This is a genomic window from Streptomyces sp. WY228 (assembly GCF_019287315.1).
Classification (GTDB): Bacteria; Actinomycetota; Actinomycetes; order Streptomycetales; family Streptomycetaceae; genus Streptomyces; species Streptomyces caviscabies.
Map to the genome: position 1 here is coordinate 3,836,061 of NZ_CP079114.1, position 18,885 is coordinate 3,854,945.

An 18,885-nucleotide genomic window follows, 5' to 3' on the forward strand; every position below is an offset into this window, starting at 1 on the left:
CCGGCACAAGCCGTCGTCCGGGCCCCACGAGGGGTGGGCCCGGACGGCGAACACGTACGCCCACTCCCAGGGCGGCCCGGCAGCACGAACACGTACGCGCGCCCCCAGGGCGACCCGGGCGCGGCGACCACGCACAGTGACCGTGAGGCCCACCCGCAGGCACACCGCTTCCTGTACGTCATGTCGCCGTTACCAGCCATTCAGACGCCCTTGCGACCCTCACGGAATGCAGCCAGCTGTGCCCGCCCCCCGCCGTAACGGGAGAGCCCGGGGGAACGCCTCCACGGGCTCTCCGGGTACCCCGGGTTCCCCCGCCGGCTCCTCCCGTCGTGACCCGGGGTTCCCCGGACCTTCCGCGATCTTTCCCGGCTCCGACGCGCCCGCGGAGGCCTCCACGCGGAACAATGGGCCCATGAGCCAGCAGCCCAGCTCCGAGGTCCCGGTCCAGCCCGCCGCCCAGCCGTCCGTCGGCTCGCTCGCCGCGCACCGGCCGCACGCCACCTCCGCCTCGCGCGGGGTCGGCTTCTCCACCGCGGCCGATCTCGATCCCGACCTCGACGCCGACGCGGACGCCTACGAGCCCGACCGGGACGGCGACGAGCTGCCCCAGGGCCGCTTCCTGGACCGCGAACGCAGCTGGCTCGCGTTCAACGAACGCGTGCTGGAACTGGCCGAGGACCCGGCCACCCCCGTCCTGGAGCGGGCCAACTTCCTCGCCATCTTCGCCTCGAACCTCGACGAGTTCTTCATGGTCCGGGTGGCCGGTCTCAAGCGCCGCATCGCCACCGGCGTCGCCACCCGCTCCGCCTCCGGCCTCCAGCCCCGCGAGGTCCTGGACCTCATCTGGACCCGCTCGCGCGAGCTCATGGCCCGGCACGCCGCCTGCTTCCAGCAGGACATCGCCCCGGACCTCTCCGACGAGGGCATCCAGCTGATCCGCTGGCCGGACCTGACCGAGAAGGAGCAGGCCCGGCTCTTCACCTTCTTCCGGCAGCGCGTCTTCCCCGTGCTGACCCCGCTGGCCGTCGACCCCGCGCACCCCTTCCCGTACATCTCCGGGCTCTCGCTCAACCTCGCCGTCGTCGTCCGCAACCCGGTCAGCGGCCACCGCCACTTCGCCCGGGTCAAGGTCCCGCCGCTGCTGACCCGCTTCCTGGAGGCCTCGCCCCAGCGGTACGTCCCCATCGAGGACGTCATCGCGGCCCACCTGGAGGAGCTGTTCCCGGGCATGGAGGTGCTGGCGCACCACATGTTCCGGGTCACCAGGAACGAGGACCTGGAGGTCGAGGAGGACGACGCGGAGAACCTGCTCCAGGCCCTGGAGAAGGAGCTGATGCGCCGCCGGTTCGGTCCGCCGGTCCGGCTGGAGGTCGAGGAGTCCATCGACCCGTACGTGCTGGACCTGCTGGTCCGCGAGCTGAAGGTGTCCGACGCGGAGGTCTACCCGCTGCCCGGCCCGCTCGACCTGACCGGGCTCTTCGCCATCGCCTCGCTGGACCGGCCGGAGCTGAAGTTCCCGAAGTTCATCGCGGGCACCCACCGGGACCTGGCCGAGGTGGAGTCCGCCTCCGCGCCCGACATCTTCGCCGCCCTGCGCGAGCGGGACGTGCTGCTCCACCACCCGTACGACTCGTTCTCCACCTCCGTACAGGCGTTCCTGGAGCAGGCGGCGGGCGACCCGGACGTGCTGGCGATCAAGCAGACGCTGTACCGCACCTCCGGCGACTCCCCGATAGTGGACGCCCTGATCGACGCGGCCGAGTCCGGCAAGCAGGTCCTCGTCCTGGTCGAGATCAAGGCCCGCTTCGACGAGCAGGCCAACATCAAGTGGGCCCGCAAGCTGGAGGAGGCGGGCTGCCACGTCGTCTACGGCCTCGTCGGGCTGAAGACCCACTGCAAGCTCTCGCTCGTCGTCCGCCAGGAGGGCGACACCCTGCGCCGCTACTCCCACGTCGGCACCGGCAACTACCACCCGAAGACGGCCCGGCTGTACGAGGACCTCGGCCTGCTCACGGCCGACCCGCAGGTCGGGGCGGACCTCTCCGACCTCTTCAACCGGCTCTCCGGCTACTCCCGCCGCGAGACCTACCGCCGCCTCCTGGTCGCGCCGAAGTCCCTGCGCGACGGGCTGATCGCCCGGATCAACAAGGAGATCGCCCACCACCGGGCCGGCCGTCCCGCCTACGTCCGGTTCAAGGTCAACTCGATGGTCGACGAGGCGATCATCGACGCCTGCTACCGGGCCGCCCAGGCGGGCGTGCCCGTGGACATCTGGGTGCGCGGGATCTGCGCGATCCGCCCCGGGGTCGCCGGGCTCTCCGAGAACATCCGGGTCCGCTCCATACTCGGCCGCTTCCTCGAACACTCCCGGGTCTTCTCCTTCGGCAACGGCGGCGAGCCCGAGGTGTGGTTCGGCAGCGCCGACATGATGCACCGCAACCTCGACCGCCGGATCGAAGCCCTGGTCCGGGTCACCGACCCCGCCCACCGCGCCGCACTCAGCCGACTCCTGGAGACCGGTATGGCCGACACCACCTCCTCCTGGCACCTGGGCCCCGACGGGAACTGGACCCGGCACGCCACGGACGCGGACGGCCAGCCGCTGCGGCACGTCCAGGAAATGCTCATCGACGCCCGGAGGCGCAGGCGTGCGACGCCCTGACCAGCAGACGACGACCCGGCCGACCACGGGTCCCGCCCCGGAGACCGGCGCCGCCGCGGACACCCCGGCCGCCGCGGCCACGGGCGCGGAAAGCCTCTCCGGCGGCACCCCGGGCCCGGGGCTCCCGCCCGGGGCGACCGGCCCGGGGCACCCCGCCGGAACCGGGCCCGCCGCAGCCCCGGGCCGCCCCGCCGGGGACCTGACCACGGAGGCGGTCCTCGCGCCCTACCTCCGCGCGCAGGCCGCGGACTTCCTGCGCAGCCTGCGCCTGCACCACGAGCACAGCGCCCCCGCCGACTCCGGCGGCCACGACGCCGCGGCCGCCACCCGGGCCCTGCGCCGCGCGGCCCGCCGGATCAGCGGCTCCCTGCACACCTTCCGGGCCGCGCTCGACCCGCTCTGGGCCGACCAGCTCCGCACCGAGCTGACCTGGCTCACCGGCGTACTCGCCCGCGAACACGCCTACGCCAACCGCCTCACCCGGCTCGTCGAGGCCCTCCACCAGCTCTCCGGCCCGGCCCTCCCCGCCGCCCGGGGGGCCAGGGCCGCCGGGGAAGGCGCGGCCGACGCCCAGGGCCGCGCCGCCCTCGGGGTGGGCGCCGCACGGGCCGGGGCGCTGCTGGAACGCCGCCTCACCCTCGCCCGGACCCGGTCGCACTCCGCGGCCCTCCAGGCGCTCGGCTCCTCCCGCTTCCACGCGGTCGCCGACGCCGTCGCGCTCCTGGCCTCCGACGTCCCGCTGGCCCCCGGACCCGCGGGCCGGGGCTCCGAGGAGCTGCTGGAGCCCGCCGAACGCGCCGAGCAACGCCTCCTCGCCGCGGTGGCCGCCCTCCCGCCCGAGGACTCCGAGCCGTACAACGAGGCGCAGGACGCGGCGTGGCACCAGGCCCGGCTGCTGCTGCGGCTGCACCGGTACGCCCACGAGGTCGTCCTCGGCGCCGCCGACCCGGCCCTGGCCGCGCCGGGGCACGCCCTCGACCTGCACCGGGACGCCGTGGAGGCGGCGGGGGCGGCGGCCGCGGCCGCCCGCACCCCCCGGATCGCCCCGGCCACGGCGTACGCGCTGGGCGTGCTCCACGCGGACCAGCGCCACGAGGTGGAGGCGGCGCGGGCGGTGTTCCGGGAGAGCTGGCCGTACGCCACGGTCCTGACCGCCCCATGAGCGGCGGGCCCCCGGGCCGCGGGCCCGCGAAGCGCCGCACCGGGACCGGCCCGGTCCTGGCAGCGGGCTGTGTGCTGTGGCGGCGTGCCCCGGGCGGGGACGGGACAGCGGGCGGGGTGGAGATCTGTCTGGTCCACCGGCCCCGCTACGACGACTGGTCCTTCCCGAAGGGCAAGCTGAAGCGCGGCGAGGACCCGCTGGCCGCCGCCGTACGGGAGGTGCTGGAGGAGACCGGCCACCACTGCGCCCCCGGGGACCGGCTGCCGACCTCCCGCTACCCGGTGGACGGCCGGCCCAAGGAGGTCGCCTACTGGGCGGCCGAGGCGACGGGCGGCTCGTTCACCGCCAACGACGAGGTGGACCGCATCCTCTGGCTGGCCCCCTACGCCGCCCGCGTACGCCTCACCCAGCCCCGCGACGTCCAGCAGCTCACCGCGCTCCTGGACGTGCTGTCCGCGTCCTGATCAGCGCCTCCGGCAGGGCGCGCACCCGCCTGCCGGACACGGTTCACCTGCCGTTCACCCTCCCCCGTAGGCGGCTTCACCTGTTCTGCCTAATTTCGGACGTACAAGGTGCGCGGCGACACGCCACAGCACCCCTCCTCATCGCACGCCGTCGTAGAACGAAATGACCACGGCGGCTCCTGGAAGGAACACCCGAAAGTGAAGCTTCAGCGCAAGAACCGGCTTCGTGCCACCGCGCTCGGTGCCCTCGCCGTCTCCGGCGCCCTGGTCCTCACGGCGTGCGGTTCGGACGACAACACCGGCGGCGGCTCCGCCGGCACCGGCGAGAAGACGACCGCGGCGTCGGACGTCGACTGCGGCAAGGCCAAGGGCCAGCTGCGCGCCTCCGGCTCCAGCGCTCAGAAGAACGCCATGGACCTCTGGGTCAAGAACTACATGGCCGCCTGCTCCGGTGTGGAGATCAACTACAACTCCTCCTCCTCCGGCGAGGGCATCGTCGCCTTCAACCAGGGCACCGTCGGCTTCGCCGGCTCCGACTCGGCGCTGAAGCCCGAAGAGGTCGCCGACTCCAAGGAGATGTGCAAGACCGGCCAGGGCATCAACCTGCCGATGGTCGGCGGCCCGGTCGCGATCGGCTTCAAGCTGGACGGCGTCGACAAGCTCACGCTGGACGCCCCGACCCTCGCGAAGATCTTCGACACGAAGATCAAGAAGTGGAACGACCCGGCGATCGCCAAGCTGAACGACGGCGTCGACCTCCCGGACAAGGCGATCCAGCCCTTCCACCGCTCCGAGGACTCCGGCACCACGCAGAACCTCGGCAAGTACCTCTCCGCCGCGGCTCCGCAGGACTGGAAGTACGAGGCCGAGAAGAAGTGGCCGGCCCCCGGTGGCCAGGCCGCCTCCGGCTCCTCCGGCGTCGCCTCCCAGGTCAAGACCGTCGACGGCTCGATCGGCTACTTCGAGCTCTCCTACGCCAAGTCCCAGCAGATCCCGACGGTGGACATCAACACCGGCGGCTCCGCCCCGGTCCAGGCCACCTCGGAGAACGCCTCCAAGGCCATCGCCGCCGCCAAGGTCAAGGGCACCGGCAAGGACCTGGCGCTCGACCTGGACTACACCACCAAGGCCGAGGGCGCCTACCCGCTGGTCCTGGTCACGTACGAGGTCGTCTGCGACAGCGGCAACAAGCCCGAGACGCTCGACACGGTCAAGTCCTTCCTCTCCTACGCCGCCTCCGACGACGGCCAGAAGATCCTGACCGACGCCGGCTACGCCCCGATCCCGGCCGAGATCAACTCCAAGGTCCGCGAGACCATCAGCTCCCTCTCGTAACACCCGGGCGGCCGGGTCCACCCGGACCCGGCCGCCCCACCGGCGTAACCCGCCCCTCCTCCATCCGGTGCACCGCCGCCAGGGGAGCGCACCGCTCCCCCACACAGACCGGAAAGACCATGGCTTCCACCACACCGATAGACACGCCACCGGCACCGCCGGTCCCGCGGCCCGACTCCCGGTCCGCCGGGCGCCTGGGCGACAAGATCTTCCTGGGCCTCTCCCGCGGCTCGGGCATCCTGCTGCTCGTGATCATGGCGTCGATCGCCGTGTTCCTCAGCTACCGCTCCGTCATCGCCATCTCGGAGAACGAGGGCAACTTCCTCACCACCTTCGACTGGAACCCGACCGGAAACCCGCCGGTCTTCGGCATCGCGGTCCTGCTCTTCGGCACCGTCGTCAGCTCGATCATCGCGATGATCATCGCGGTTCCGATCGCTGTCGGCATCGCCCTGTTCATCTCGCACTACGCGCCGCGCAAGCTGGCCGCCCCCATCGCGTACGTGGTGGACCTGCTGGCCGCCGTGCCGAGCATCGTCTACGGCATCTGGGGCGCGCTCGTCCTGGTCCCGTATCTGGAGGGCCTGAACCTCTGGCTCGACCAGTTCTTCGGCTGGACGTACATCTTCGAGAAGACCGAGGTCGGCGTCGCCCGCTCGCTCTTCACCGTCGGCATCCTGCTCGCGATCATGATCCTGCCGATCGTGACCAGCGTCAGCCGCGAGGTCTTCCTCCAGGTCCCGAGGATGAACGAGGAAGCGGCGCTCGCGCTGGGCGCCACCCGCTGGGAGGTCATCCGCCTCTCGGTGCTGCCCTTCGGCCGCTCCGGCATCATCTCCGCCTCGATGCTCGGCCTGGGCCGCGCGCTCGGCGAGACGATGGCCGTCGCCACGGTCCTCTCCCCGAACTTCCTCATCTCGCTGCACCTGCTGAACCCGGGCGGCGGGACGTTCGCCCAGAACATCGCGGCCAAGTTCGGCGAGGCCAACCCGCTCGGGCGGGACGCCCTGATCGCCTCCGGCCTCGTCCTCTTCGTCCTCACCCTGCTGGTCAACGGCGCGGCCCGGCTCATCATCGCCCGCCGCAAGGAGTATTCGGGGGCCAACGCATGAGCCACGCACCCACCGGCGTCATCGAGCGCCCGACGCCCTCGTCGCCCACCCCGACGAGCAGCCTCGGCAGCCGCTCCCTGCCCCGCCTCGCGCCGCTCGGCTTCGCCGCCGTCTCGATCGCGCTCGGCGTCGGCATCCCGCTGGCCGTCGGCTGGCACAGCCGCATCCAGTGGGGCCTTCTCTCCGCCCTGTTCTTCCTGGTCATCTCCTACATCGTCACGACGGTCGTCGAGAACCAGCGGCAGGCCAGGGACCGCCTCGCCACCAGCGTGATGTGGGTCTGCTTCCTCGTCGCCGTCGTCCCGCTGGCCTCGCTGCTCTGGACCACGATCCAGCGCGGCGCCGAGCGCCTCGACGGCTACTTCCTCACCCACTCGATGGGCGGAGTCCTCACCGACGACCCCACCGGCGGCGTCTACCACGCACTGATCGGCACTCTGGAACAGGTCGGGATCGCCACGGTGATCTCCGCTCCGCTCGGCCTGCTGACCGCCGTCTACCTGGTGGAGTACGGCAAGGGCGCGCTCGCCAAGGCCGTCACCTTCTTCGTCGACGTCATGACGGGCATCCCGTCCATCGTGGCCGGTCTCTTCATCCTGTCGATCATGCTGATGGGCGGCCTCGAGCCCTCCGGCCTGATGGGCGCGCTGGCCCTGACGATCCTGATGATCCCCGTCGTGGTCCGCTCCACCGAGGAGATGCTCAAGCTCGTCCCCAACGAGCTCCGCGAGGCCTCCCTCGCCCTCGGCATCCCGAAGTGGCGCACCATCCTGAAGGTGGTCCTGCCCACCGCGATCGGCGGCATCACCACCGGCGTCATGCTCGCCATCGCCCGCATCGCCGGGGAGACGGCCCCGATCATCCTGCTGGTCTTCGGCAGCCAGCTGATCAACACCAACCCCTTCGAAGGCGCCCAGTCCTCACTGCCGTTCTACATCTACGAGCAGTACAAGGTCGGCTCGATCCAGGCCTACGACCGCGCCTGGGCGGCGGCCCTGGTACTGATCGCCTTCGTCATGATCCTCAACCTCGTGGCCCGCGGCATCGCCCGCTGGAAGGCCCCGAAGACCGGTCGCTGACGCGGCCATCAGCGACCTCCCGAAAGAAGCAGTGATTCCCATGGCCAAGCGCATCGACATCAGCGGCCTCACCGCCTACTACGGCAGCCACAAGGCCATCGAGGACATCTCGATGACCGTGGAGCCCCGCTCCGTGACCGCCTTCATCGGCCCGTCCGGCTGCGGCAAGTCCACCTTCCTGCGCACCCTGAACCGGATGCACGAGGTCACCCCCGGCGGCCGCGTCGAGGGCAAGGTGCTGCTGGACGACGAGAACCTCTACGCCTCCAACGTCGACCCGGTCACCGTGCGCCGCACGGTCGGCATGGTCTTCCAGCGCCCCAACCCGTTCCCCACCATGTCGATCTTCGACAACGTGGCGGCGGGCCTGCGGCTCAACGGCAGCTACCGCAAGAGCGAGCTGAACGACGTTGTGGAGAAGTCCCTGCGCGGCGCGAACCTCTGGAACGAGGTGAAGGACCGGCTCAACAAGCCCGGCTCCGGCCTCTCCGGCGGACAGCAGCAGCGTCTGTGCATCGCCCGCGCCATCGCGGTCGAGCCGCAGGTCCTGCTGATGGACGAGCCGTGCTCGGCGCTGGACCCGATCTCGACCCTCGCCATCGAGGACCTGATCGGCGAGCTGAAGGAGCGCTTCACGATCGTCATCGTGACGCACAACATGCAGCAGGCGGCCCGGGTCTCGGACCGCACCGCGTTCTTCAACCTCGCGGCGGTCGGCAAGCCCGGCCGGCTCATCGAGATAGACGAGACGGAGCGGATCTTCTCCAACCCGTCGGTCCAGGCCACGGAGGACTACATCTCCGGCCGCTTCGGCTGAGCCGCCCGGGCTCCACGCCCCCGATACGGCCTTGCGGTGCTGCATGGCGGTGCCACCACAAGGCGAAAGGGTCCGCCCCCGTTCTCGGTACGAGGACGGGGGCGGACCCACACGTGTAACCAACCGGGTTCCGCCCGGCTCGGCCGGGGCTCAGCCGAAGAGCAGCAGAACCGCTCCGTAGCTCAGCGCTGCGACCAGCGCCGCGGCCGGCATGGTGATGAACCAGCCCAGGATGATGTTCTTCGCGACGCCCCAGCGCACGGCGTTCACCCGCTTGGTGGCGCCGACGCCCATGATCGCGGAGGTGATGACATGCGTCGTCGAGATCGGGGCGTGGAACAGGAACGCCGAACCGAACATGATCGAGGCGCCGGTGGTCTCCGCCGCGAAGCCCTGCGGCGGGTCCAGCTCGATGATCTTCCGGCCGAGGGTCCGCATGATGCGCCAGCCACCCGCGTACGTACCCAGCGAGAGCATCACGGCACAGGCGATCTTGACCCAGACCGGGATCTCGTCGTTGGGACCCTCGACATCGGCGATGACCAGGGCCATCACCACGATGCCCATCGTCTTCTGCGCGTCCTGGAGGCCGTGGCCGAGCGCCATGCCCGCCGCCGAGACCGTCTGCGCGATCCGGAAGCCGCGCTTGGCCTTGTGCGGGTTGGCGTTCCGGAACATCCACATGATGCCGACCATCACCAGATAGCCGACGATCAGGCCGACGAACGGCGAGAGGAACATCGGGATGACGATCTTCTCCAGCACGCCGGACCAGATGACGTCCGTCCCGCCGGCCAGCGCCGCCCCGACCATGCCGCCGAACAGGGCGTGCGAGGACGAGGAGGGGAGGCCGTAGTACCAGGTGATGAGGTTCCAGATGATCGCGCCGACCAGCGCCGCGAACAGGATCCCCATCCCCTTCTGCCCCACGGGCGTGGCGATGAGGCCTTCGCTGACGGTCTTGGCGACCCCCTGGCCCAGGAAGGCGCCGGCGAGGTTCATCACCGCCGCCATCGCCAGAGCCGCACGCGGGGTCAGCGCCCGGGTGGAGACCGAGGTGGCGATGGCGTTCGCCGAGTCGTGGAAGCCGTTCGTATACGTGAAGCCGAGCGCGACACCGATGGTCACGATCAGCGCAAAGGTGTCCACGAGGTTCAGGACTCCTTGACCGCGATGGTCTCCACGGTGTTCGCGACGTGCTCGAACGCGTCAGCCGCCTCTTCCAGCACATCCACGATCTGCTTGAGCTTGAGCACCTCCATGGCGTCGTACTTGCCGTTGAAGAGGTGGGCCAGCAGCTTGCGGTGGATCTGGTCGGCCTGGTTCTCCAGACGGTTGACCTCGATCCAGTACTCGGTGAGGTTGTCCATGGTCCGCAGCCCCGGCATGGCCTCGGCGGTCAGTTCCGCCGCCCGGGCCAGCACCTCGATCTGCTGCTCGACGCCCTTGGGGAGCTCCTGGACCTGGTAGAGGACGACCAGGTCGACGGCCTCCTCCATGAAGTCCATGATGTCGTCGAGCGAGGACGCCAGGTTGTAGATGTCCTCGCGGTCGAACGGCGTGATGAAGGAGGAGTTCAGCTGGTGGAAGATCGCGTGGGTGGCATCGTCCCCCGCGTGCTCCGCTGCCCGCATACGCTCCGCGATCTCGACTCGGGAGGCAGAATCCGCCCCGAGCAGTTCCATCAGGAGTTTCGAGCCCGTGACAATGTTGTCCGCGGATGCGGAGAACATGTCGTAGAAGCTCGTCTCCCTGGGGGTCAGACGAAAGCGCACGTGGGGTCCTCGGGATGCTTTGGATTCGGTCAGGCTGATGCTAGGCGCATCATCCGGCCACGGCTAACCGGCGTTCTTCAGTGTCGCCCATCGGACAAGGCGATCAGCACGGACCCCCGGTCACGTTTCGGCAGGATTCGTTACGATATACCCGGCAGGGGTATAAGAACGGCACCGTTCGGCGTTGCACAGGGCACACCACCGGGCCCATCACCGGGCCCATCGAGGACAAGCGGGAGGACGCGGATGACCACGACCGGGACCACAGGAGCGGAATCGGCGGGCGTGGCGGCCCCCGGCACGGAGGCAGCGGCCCCGGTGGAGATCGTCACCGACCACGACCGCGGCATCCACGGCTACCACCACCAGAAGGACGAGCACCTCAAACGGCTGCGCCGGATCGAGGGCCAGATCCGCGGCCTCCAGCGCATGGTCGACGAGGACGTCTACTGCATCGACATACTCACCCAGGTGTCGGCGTCCACCAAGGCGCTGCAGTCCTTCGCCCTCCAGCTGCTGGAGGAGCACCTGCGCCACTGCGTCGCCGACGCGGCCGTCAAGGGCGGCGAGGAGATCGACGCGAAGGTCGAGGAGGCCACGAAGGCCATCGCCCGTCTGCTCCGTACCTGAGACGCGGCCCCGTGGGCGGCGGTACGGGCGAGCGCACGGGCGTCACCCCCGGCGAGCGGCCTGCCGGGGGACCGTCGCCCAGGACTCCGCGCCCCGGACGTCGAGCACTTCGTCGATACGGTCGGGGCTGAGGCGTTCCTCGCCCGCGGCCGACGCGGCGATCATCAGCTCGCCGCAGAGCTCGATCTCGGCGAGAGCCACAGAGTCCTGTGCGTTCGGAGCACTGAGCGTCACCACCTGCGTCACCTCTCTCTGCCGTCTCCCGGCCCCGGCACACCGACTCCCCAGCCTAGGGAGCGGGACACCTGCCGCGCATGGCACGGACGGACCATTTGAGCCCCCTCCCAACCGGCCACCACCGCCCGGCCCGTCCCGGCGGGCACCCCTTACCCGGGGCTCACGGCCGGCCGCCGCCCCAGCGCCCTCAGCCCTGCCGGATCTCGCCGGTGTAGATGGCGTCCTCGTCCGGCAGCTTCACCGTGACCGGCAGCCCGAACCCGTACAGCAGCAGCGTCGAGACCACCGACACCTCCGGGGCCCGGGAGTCGGCGGAGAAGGTGAACCGGTGCCGGACCTTCCGCAGCCGCCCCTCCTCGTCGAGGTAGGCGTCGAAGGGCACCGCGTCCTTGCTGAACCCTTTCGCCGCCGCGCTCAGCGCCCCGCGCGACTGCGGTGACGCGGCCCGGGCCGCCCGGCCGAGGTCCGCGACCCCCCGGTAGTGATGCACCGTCACCCCGGCCAGCTCGGACTTCCCCGCGTACGTCACCTCGTCGGCCCCGCGCAGCAGTTCGGCGGCGGCCATCGGGTCGGTGACCCCGCCGGTGAGGAGGTTGCCGTCCTTCAGCGTGGTCGTGTCGATCCTGACCCATTTGTCGTCGGGCACCCCGGCGCCGCGGTTCTTCATGTACAGCGCCCCGGGGGCCAGCAGCTCGGTGATCGGCCGGTGGTCGTCCGCGCCCGCCGCGTCCTTGCCCGCCGCGTCCTGGGGCAGCACCACCTTGAGCCGTCCCATCTGCGTACGGAAGTCGTACGTGCCCTGCCCCCGGATCGTCACCCGCGTCCCGCCGGCCGCCGTCTCCATCGACGTACGGGTCTCCGCGCCGCCCGCCTCGACGAGGACGTCCGCCGCCTGCCCGAGCGCGTCGAGCGGGCGGCCGGCGGCCACGGAGCGCTGCCCGGAACCGTCGCCCGCGCCGCTGTCCGCGCCCCCGCCCACGCACCCGGCGGTGACCGCGATCACCCCGGCCACGGCGAGGGCACGGGCAGCGCGGGCCCCGCCTCCGTCCCTGTACTGCTGCACCACCATCGCCTGCCAACCCCCAACGACTACCGCCCGGCCGAGCCCTCACCCGCCTCGCATAACGACCGCCGCCGCCCCCCGTCACGCCACCGGGGCGCCGTGGCCAGTACCGTGGACGGGTGCATGAGGATCCCCCCGCCGCGGCCCGCACCACCGCCGCCCCGCGCACCCCCGTCCGGACCTCCCCCGCCCTCCCGGAACCGATGCCGGAGGCTCCCCCTCCCGGCCCGCCGGCCGGACACAGCGCCACGACGACCGAACGCGGCTCGTTCTGCCTGGCCCGCTGCACCTGCGGCTGGTGGGGCCCCGCCCGCAGATCCCGGGACCGGGCCCGTACCGACGCCGCCGAGCACCTCGCCACCCCCTGATCCACGACCGCCCCTCCCCTGTACAGCACGAACCCCCAGGCGCCGGAGCACCTGGGGGTTCGGTCGGTTCGGTCTGTTCGGTTCGGTTCAGTCCGTTCGGTTCGGTCGGTCCGGATGCCCGGGGGCGTCAGGCGGCGAGGTCCTTCTCGCCCGGGTCGCCCCGCCCGGTGCCGGGCCGCGGCTCGGGAATGCCCCGCGCCCCGCCCTGCTCGTCCGCGGCCACGACGTCCGCGTGCTTCGACCGGACGAACCAGCCGACGCGCGGTGAGCGGGCGATCGCCGCCATCAGCGGGGTCAGCAGCGCCATGGCGAGCGGGGCCAGCAGCAGGGTGACGGCCGTGCCGAGGGCGAACCCGCCGATCACGTCGGTCGGGTAGTGGACGCCCATGTAGACCCGGCTGAATCCGGCGAAGAGCGCGAGGCCGATCGCGACGAAGCCGAACTTCCGGTTCGCCACGAAGATGCCGACGGCGATGCCCATCGCCAGCGTGGAGTGGTCGCTGACGAACGAGAAGTCCGTCTTGCCGTGGATCAGGACCTCAAGGCCGTCGTGGTCGTTGAACGGACGTGGCCGCTCCACGAAACCCCGGATCGGAACGTTGACGAGGATCGCGATGGCGGCGGCGAGCGGCGCCCAGACGATGGCGGCGGCAGCCGTCACCGAGTCCTCGGCCGTCCCGCGCTTGCGCATGCTCCACCAGCACCACAGCCCCACCAGGACCAGGCCGAACATGATCCCGTACTCGCCGACGAACTCCATGACCCGGTCGAACCAGGTCGGAGCGGCTTTCGCGAGCCCGTTGATGTCGTAGAGCAGACTGACGTCCGGGTTCGACCCGTCGAGTTCGAGTCCAGCCATCTGCTGCGGCCCCTTGCCTTGTCTGCTTCATCTGCCGCGACGCGCGTCCTTGCCCGCCGCCCTGGTCGAACCCCCGTGTCGGTGCGATCCGTTTCCGTACTGCACCGCACCGCATCGCATCGCCGTGCCGCGTACCGCTTCACTGCGGTACTGCCTCACCGCGGTACTGCCTTCTGCGACGCGTGGTCAGTGCGCATGCCGTTCCCGTACCCCGTCCAGGGAACGGCCCGGCCGTCGTGTGCGTTCCGCTCTCCACCGAATGATCACCATGACGTTATCGAAGAGTGATGGGTCGTCGCAGCTCAGGGCCCAGGCTTCACGGAGAGTTCCGACCGCGGCCGACTGCCCGTCAGCACCCGCCACGCTCCGGAAACCCCGCGCGGGAGACTTCCGTCACCCCGTGGGCAGATCCCTCGGCAGGGCGGCGGCGCCGTCCTTGGTGACCCGGGTCGCACCGAAGTAGTCCGGCGTATCGATCTTGTCGAACCGGATGACCGCCCCGGTGAACGGCGCATTGATCATATAGCCGCCGCCGACGTACAACCCGACGTGCCGGATCGCGCGCGAGTTGGTGAGGTCGTCGGAGAAGAACACCAGATCCCCCGGGAGCAGCTCGTCCCGCGAGGGATGCGGCCCCGCGTTGTACTGGTCGTTGGCGACGCGCGGCAGCTCGATCCCGACAGTCCGGTACGCGGCCTGGGTCAGCCCGGAACAGTCGAACCGCCCCTGCTGCTCCGGCGTGCCGTTGCCGCCCCACAGATACGGCGTGCCGAGCTTCTTCTGGGCGAAGTAGATGGCCCCGGCGGCCTGCTGGGAGGGCGCGACCCGGCCGACGGGCCGGGCGAAGCTCTTCTCCAGCGAGCGGATGATCTTGACGTAGTTCTGCGTCTCTTTATAGGGCGGCACACCGCCGTACTTGATGACGGCGTAGGCGCCGGCGTTGTACGCGGCGAGCATGTTGCTCGTCGGATCGCCCGGGACCTTCTTCACGTACCCGGCGAGCTCGCAGTCGTACGAGGCGGCCGAGGGAATCGCGTCGGCGGGGTCCCACACGTCCCGCTTGCCGTCGCCGTTGCCGTCGATGCCGTGCGTGGCCCAGGTGCCGGGGATGAACTGGGCGATGCCCTGGGCGGCGGCGTGGCTCTGCGCCCTCGGGTTCCAGCCGCTCTCCTGGTACAACTGCGCAGCCAGCAGGGCCGGGTTGATGGCGGGGCAGAGGTTGCCCCACTTCTGCACCAGCGGCTGGAAGCGCGCCGGGACCGCCCCCTTGGCCAGCGCGACGGCACCGCCGCCCCCCGGCCCGGCGAGACCGGCGGCGGCCGAGTACGTACCGACGACGAGCAGGGCCAGGAAACACATGACCATGCCGACGCCGATGCCACCGAACACCCAGAATTTCCGCACCCCTCAACCATCCCCCATCGGGGCGCGCTTCAGAGGTGTTTTCGACGGTGTGTACGAGTCATCCGCGGCACACCACCGGCGCACCCGAAGCACACGGGGGCGCCGACGGCTCACCACTCACAGCCCTGACGCAGCCTCAGCTGCCCTGATTCGCCTTCCCCGACCAGAAGTCGGAGCGGACGTTGGGCCGGGGCAGCGGGTAGACGTCCTTGTACGCGGGCCCGTTCGGCTCGGCGGTCGGGTCGGCGACCTTCGACTCCTTCACGCACGGGCTGTCGGCCTCGAAGAAGGCCTGCCCCTTCCCGCGGAAGGAGACGCTGACACCGAAGCCCTTCTCGGTGACCGCGTAGACCGCCGGGAACTTCTCGTCCTTGTTGACCGCCTTGATCCGGTAGTCGTTCGTCCGCCAGAACGTCTCCGCCCGGTCCAGGAAGGTCTGCCGGCGGTCGGCGGAGACCACGGTCATGACGACCCGCCGGCGGGTCACCCCGCAGGACCGGGTGGTGGTCGGCCCGTGGGCCCACTGCACATCGGGGTCGATGCCCTTCAGGACGGCGTCCAGCATCGCGTCGGACCGCTCGGCGGCCTCCTGCATGTCCATCCGGCTCTCCTTCCCGCTCTCTTTCCCGCTTCCGGTGCCGCTGCCACCCGTCCCGCTCTCGCTGCCGCACCCGGACACCGCGACCCCCACGGCCAGGACCACCGTGACGAGGGGCAGGGCCCGCTTCGCTCGCCTCACTTCGGTTCCTCCATCTTGAGCCGGTCGGCGTTGCCCGACACGATCAGGGCGATGCTGTCCGCGGACACGGCGTCGCGTTCCGGACTGAAGTAGTTCGAGTGCGAGTCCAGGCTGATGCCGCTGCCGCTGACGAGCGGAGGACCGTCGGCCACCGGGAAGCGCCGGGCCCCGAACGCCTTGCTCGCCGGATCCTTCCCGAACCACAGGTCGTCGTCACCCGGATCGGCCAGATCGCCGGCGATGTACGCCCCGCCCGGCCCTCCCAGGGCCAGCCCGATCCCGCCCACCACGACCTGGGTCTTGGAGGGCAGCTTGGTCACCGGGTCATTGGCGGCGGCCCCCACGAAGACGTGCTCGCTGCCGACGCCCAGGTCCACGGCGTGGTCGACGCCGACACCCGGACTGCCGACCAGGATGATGTCGTCGACTCCGGGAATCCCGCCGGGCTTGGCCGCCGCGGCGCCCACGGTGCGGGAACCGTAGGAGTGCCCGATGGCCGTAAGGTGCGGATCCTTGTTCTGGTTGGTGACGGAGATGCCGTCCATGAAGCCGCGGTAGGCCTCCCCGCCCTTCTCGGCGCGCCCCGTGCCCATGACGGCGAAGTAGCCCGCCACCCCGTCCTTGTCCGGCAGCTGCGGCGCGTCGTAGCCGAGCCAGACGATGGACGCCGTGGACTCGTCGTACCCCTGGGCCCCGATCGCGGTGTCCCGGGCCCGCCCGAGGTCGTTCTTGGCGAACTCCTCGTCGAGCGAGGTGTTGAGCCCCGGCACATAGGCCGACACATGCTGGGACGCGTCCGGATTCCCGAAGGAGACGATGGCCCTCCCGTTGCCCTCGTCCCCGATCCCGATGAGATACATGGGCGGCTTCCCGTTCTCGTTCAACTGCCGCTCGATCTCCCGCAGCCCGGCCAGCTGGTCGCGGGCCTTGTCGGTGTCGACCCCCTCCAGCTTGTCGATCAGCGCCGGAAGGTTGCGGCGGTTGGCGGCGTCGCGGGCGAGGACCGGGATGCCGTCGAGGTTGCCGATCCGCTCCGGGACCAGCTCGATGTACCGCTCCCGCTCCTCCGGCGAGAGCCCGTCCCACCAGGCCTTGCGCTCGGCGGGCGCGGCGTTCTGCGGGATCCGCTCGCTCAGGTGCGCGCGCTCGGCCTCCCGCACCTCGGCGTCGACCCGCGCCCCGGACCCGGGTATCGCCAGCCCGGCGCCCGCACCGCCGACGGCCTTGTTCCAGTCCCAGGCCGCACCGATGTAGTCGCCCCGCGCCCACTTCTCGCCCGCGCCACGGGTGTCGCGCCCCCACTGGTCGACGATGCGCCGCCCACTGTCACCCGGCCGCAGAACGGCGTCGACGACTCCTTGGACGTCACCCCCCAGCCCGTCCCCGAGAAACCCGCCGAGGAACCCGCCACCGTTGGGCCCCGCGGGTCTACCCGCGTCAACCGGCACGATGACGTCGCCCGGGGGGAAGGTGTCGCCGCCTTGGGTGGAGGGGGACGAGGCGTTGCCCTGGGGGCGGGTGGTGTCACCGGGGGCGCCGGCGGCTCCGTTGCTTCCGGCGGTGCTTCCGGTGGTGCTTCCGGCTGTGCTGCCGGTCCCGGCGGAACCGCCGCTTCCGGCCGTACTGCCGGTGGTCGCGGTCCCTCCGGTGTCACCGCTGGTACCGGTGCTGCCGGTACCACCGGTGAGGCTGGACTCGCCGCCACCGTCGCCGACACCAGAGGCATCACCGCCACCACTACCGCCGGCGCCGGCACTACCGCTCCCACCGCTGCTGTCACTGCCACTGCCACTGCTGTCGGCGCTTCCGTCACCGGCCACGAGGTCGTGCCCCGGCGCCGGGCACGAACTGCCGGTCAGTTCGCAGATCGCGCTACGGATCTCCGCGGTGAGCTGCCTGCCGGTTCCGGTGGCCATCAACCCGCCGACGAGAGCGACCACCACCAGGACGAGCCCCAGGTACTCCAACGCGGTCTGCCCGCCGTCACGGCGCAGCTTCATCATCCGGGCGAAGCTGAACAGCCGTTGCTCGGCCCGTTGCTCCAGCTCGCTCCGGAACCATCGACGGCTCTCCGGCCGGCACAGCAGCACGATGACGGCCGCCGGTATCACCAGCCGCGCGACGCCTTCGCCCCCGGACCCCCCGCTCAGCTCGGCGAGGGCGCCGAGGACGATCCACGCCTGCACGGCGAGGAGCCCGTACCAGACCCGGACGCCGCCATGACGGACGTACAGCGACAGCACGAAGGCGGCGACACCGGGTAACGACGCGTAGAGCAGCAGCCCGAGGAGGTACCCGTCGACCGCGTTCACCGAGGAGGCCGTCGAGAGGGCTCGGATCGCGCCCACCAGAGTGGCGACGAAGAGAACGTGAAGGAGGATCAGGACCGCCTGCAACGGCCGGGGCATCAGCCTCCCGCCCGAGCCCGCCACGGCAGCGCTTACATCGACGCCGACAGGAACCGCGCTTCTTCGTATGCCGGACAAGAGCAGTCCCCTACCTCGTGAGTGGGCGGAACGGGCGACAGATCAGTCACTCCGCGTATGCGACCACACGGGCAGGGGACACGACATGGGCCCCAGGACCCAATGGCGGGCTCAAAATCCTTACAGACCCTCCTAGTTGAGCCACCTTGACCCGATCAGGACCTGCTTGCCGCCGCCGAGCCGGATCCGTCTGCCGACCAGAAGTCGGAGTGGATGTTGGGGCGGGGGATGAACTCCATGCCTTCGTACAGGGGTGCCGTCGCCTTGCTGGTGGAGTCCGCCACTTCGGACTCACGCACGCATGGCGTATCCACCTGGAAGAACGCTTGCCCTTTGCCGCCGATGCGGAGCCTCACACCGAACCCGTCTCGGGTTCGAGCATAGATGGCCGGATATTCTGCATCGTTATTGATGACCGTCATCCGATATCCGCTCTTCCGCCAGAACCGATCCACAACCCCCAGGAGATTCCCTCTCCTTGCCGCCGAAATTTCCGTCATGACGACCCGCCTGCGTGACACATCGCAACTACCCACGGTTGTGGGACCGTGAGTCCAGCGCAACTCCGGCTGAATCTCCCGGAGAACGGAGTCCAGAATCTCGTCCGATCGCTCCGCTGCAGCTTGCATATCCACGCCCGTATCCCTGCCTGTCGCGCACCCAACCACCGTCATAGCAGTGCATCCGGCGATC

Annotated in this window: 18 protein-coding genes; 9 read left to right on the forward strand and 9 right to left on the reverse strand. The window is 70.6% G+C overall.

Annotated elements, in window-relative coordinates; genetic code table 11:
* Nucleotides 1–412 precede the first annotated feature (412 nt).
* From KV381_RS16780 to pstB, 7 genes are all read left to right on the forward strand, one after another.
* Nucleotides 413–2,662, forward strand: a complete 2,250-nt coding sequence (locus KV381_RS16780; protein WP_030088778.1) for an RNA degradosome polyphosphate kinase — start codon at nt 413–415, stop codon at nt 2,660–2,662.
* Nucleotides 2,649–3,824: a CHAD domain-containing protein gene (locus tag KV381_RS16785; protein WP_218785533.1), complete on the forward strand. Its 1,176-nt coding sequence runs from the start codon at nt 2,649–2,651 to the stop codon at nt 3,822–3,824. Before KV381_RS16780 ends, KV381_RS16785 begins: the two co-directional genes overlap by 14 nt.
* A complete protein-coding gene (locus KV381_RS16790) occupies nt 3,821–4,288 on the forward strand; it encodes an NUDIX hydrolase (RefSeq protein WP_218785535.1) in 468 nt (155 codons plus the stop codon). The genes KV381_RS16785 and KV381_RS16790 overlap by 4 nt, the downstream gene beginning before the upstream one ends.
* A 198-nt stretch (nt 4,289–4,486) precedes the next feature.
* Nucleotides 4,487–5,623 carry a phosphate ABC transporter substrate-binding protein PstS gene (gene pstS, locus KV381_RS16795; RefSeq protein WP_030625558.1) on the forward strand — a complete coding sequence of 379 codons (1,137 nt, stop codon included), beginning with the start codon at nt 4,487–4,489 and terminating at the stop codon, nt 5,621–5,623.
* A 119-nt stretch (nt 5,624–5,742) separates the two neighbouring features.
* Nucleotides 5,743–6,735: a phosphate ABC transporter permease subunit PstC gene (gene pstC, locus KV381_RS16800; protein ID WP_030088771.1), complete on the forward strand. Its 993-nt coding sequence runs from the start codon at nt 5,743–5,745 to the stop codon at nt 6,733–6,735.
* A complete protein-coding gene (gene pstA / locus KV381_RS16805) occupies nt 6,732–7,814 on the forward strand; it encodes a phosphate ABC transporter permease PstA (protein WP_030088769.1) in 1,083 nt (360 codons plus the stop codon). The genes pstC and pstA overlap by 4 nt, the downstream gene beginning before the upstream one ends.
* 40 nt (nt 7,815–7,854) lie before the next feature.
* On the forward strand, nt 7,855–8,631 hold the full coding sequence (gene pstB, locus KV381_RS16810) for a phosphate ABC transporter ATP-binding protein PstB (RefSeq protein ID WP_006125735.1): 777 nt from the start codon (nt 7,855–7,857) through the stop codon (nt 8,629–8,631).
* A gap of 150 nt (nt 8,632–8,781) precedes the next feature.
* On the opposite strand, the gene KV381_RS16815 is transcribed toward pstB, so the two are convergent.
* Both KV381_RS16815 and KV381_RS16820 read right to left on the reverse strand, forming a co-directional pair.
* Nucleotides 8,782–9,780 (reverse strand): inorganic phosphate transporter, encoded by a 999-nt coding sequence (locus tag KV381_RS16815; RefSeq protein WP_030625556.1) that lies wholly within the window; start codon nt 9,778–9,780, stop codon nt 8,782–8,784.
* Nucleotides 9,781–9,785: 5 nt separating this feature from the next.
* A complete protein-coding gene (locus KV381_RS16820; RefSeq protein ID WP_003968094.1) occupies nt 9,786–10,406 on the reverse strand; it encodes a DUF47 domain-containing protein in 621 nt (206 codons plus the stop codon).
* A 246-nt stretch (nt 10,407–10,652) separates the two neighbouring features.
* On the opposite strand from KV381_RS16820, the gene KV381_RS16825 reads away from it, so the two are divergent.
* Nucleotides 10,653–11,036, forward strand: coding sequence for a metal-sensitive transcriptional regulator (locus KV381_RS16825; RefSeq protein WP_030088765.1), 384 nt, complete (start codon nt 10,653–10,655; stop codon nt 11,034–11,036).
* Between the two features lie 42 nt (nt 11,037–11,078).
* On the opposite strand, the gene KV381_RS16830 is transcribed toward KV381_RS16825, so the two are convergent.
* Complete coding sequence (locus KV381_RS16830) at nt 11,079–11,282, reverse strand: hypothetical protein (protein ID WP_030088763.1); 204 nt, start codon at nt 11,280–11,282, stop codon at nt 11,079–11,081.
* 178 nt (nt 11,283–11,460) lie between these two features.
* Nucleotides 11,461–12,342, reverse strand: a complete 882-nt coding sequence (locus KV381_RS16835; RefSeq protein WP_030625551.1) for a hypothetical protein — start codon at nt 12,340–12,342, stop codon at nt 11,461–11,463.
* A 113-nt stretch (nt 12,343–12,455) separates the two neighbouring features.
* Here KV381_RS16835 and KV381_RS16840 point away from each other — a divergent pair, with 113 nt between their 5' ends.
* Nucleotides 12,456–12,704, forward strand: a complete 249-nt coding sequence (locus KV381_RS16840) for a hypothetical protein (RefSeq protein ID WP_030088760.1) — start codon at nt 12,456–12,458, stop codon at nt 12,702–12,704.
* Nucleotides 12,705–12,831: 127 nt separating this feature from the next.
* Here the strand turns inward: KV381_RS16840 and KV381_RS16845 are convergent, their stop codons facing one another.
* The 5 genes from KV381_RS16845 to KV381_RS16865 form a co-directional block, all read right to left on the reverse strand.
* Complete coding sequence (locus KV381_RS16845) at nt 12,832–13,563, reverse strand: phosphatase PAP2 family protein (RefSeq protein ID WP_030088758.1); 732 nt, start codon at nt 13,561–13,563, stop codon at nt 12,832–12,834.
* A gap of 393 nt (nt 13,564–13,956) precedes the next feature.
* On the reverse strand, nt 13,957–14,952 hold the full coding sequence (locus tag KV381_RS16850) for a bifunctional lytic transglycosylase/C40 family peptidase (protein ID WP_030088756.1): 996 nt from the start codon (nt 14,950–14,952) through the stop codon (nt 13,957–13,959).
* A 151-nt stretch (nt 14,953–15,103) separates the two neighbouring features.
* Nucleotides 15,104–15,706: a hypothetical protein gene (locus KV381_RS16855; protein WP_218785537.1), complete on the reverse strand. Its 603-nt coding sequence runs from the start codon at nt 15,704–15,706 to the stop codon at nt 15,104–15,106.
* Nucleotides 15,703–18,114, reverse strand: a complete 2,412-nt coding sequence (locus KV381_RS16860) for an alpha/beta hydrolase (protein ID WP_218785539.1) — start codon at nt 18,112–18,114, stop codon at nt 15,703–15,705. Before KV381_RS16860 ends, KV381_RS16855 begins: the two co-directional genes overlap by 4 nt.
* 233 nt (nt 18,115–18,347) lie before the next feature.
* Complete coding sequence (locus KV381_RS16865) at nt 18,348–18,827, reverse strand: hypothetical protein (protein ID WP_218785541.1); 480 nt, start codon at nt 18,825–18,827, stop codon at nt 18,348–18,350.
* Nucleotides 18,828–18,885 lie beyond the last annotated feature (58 nt).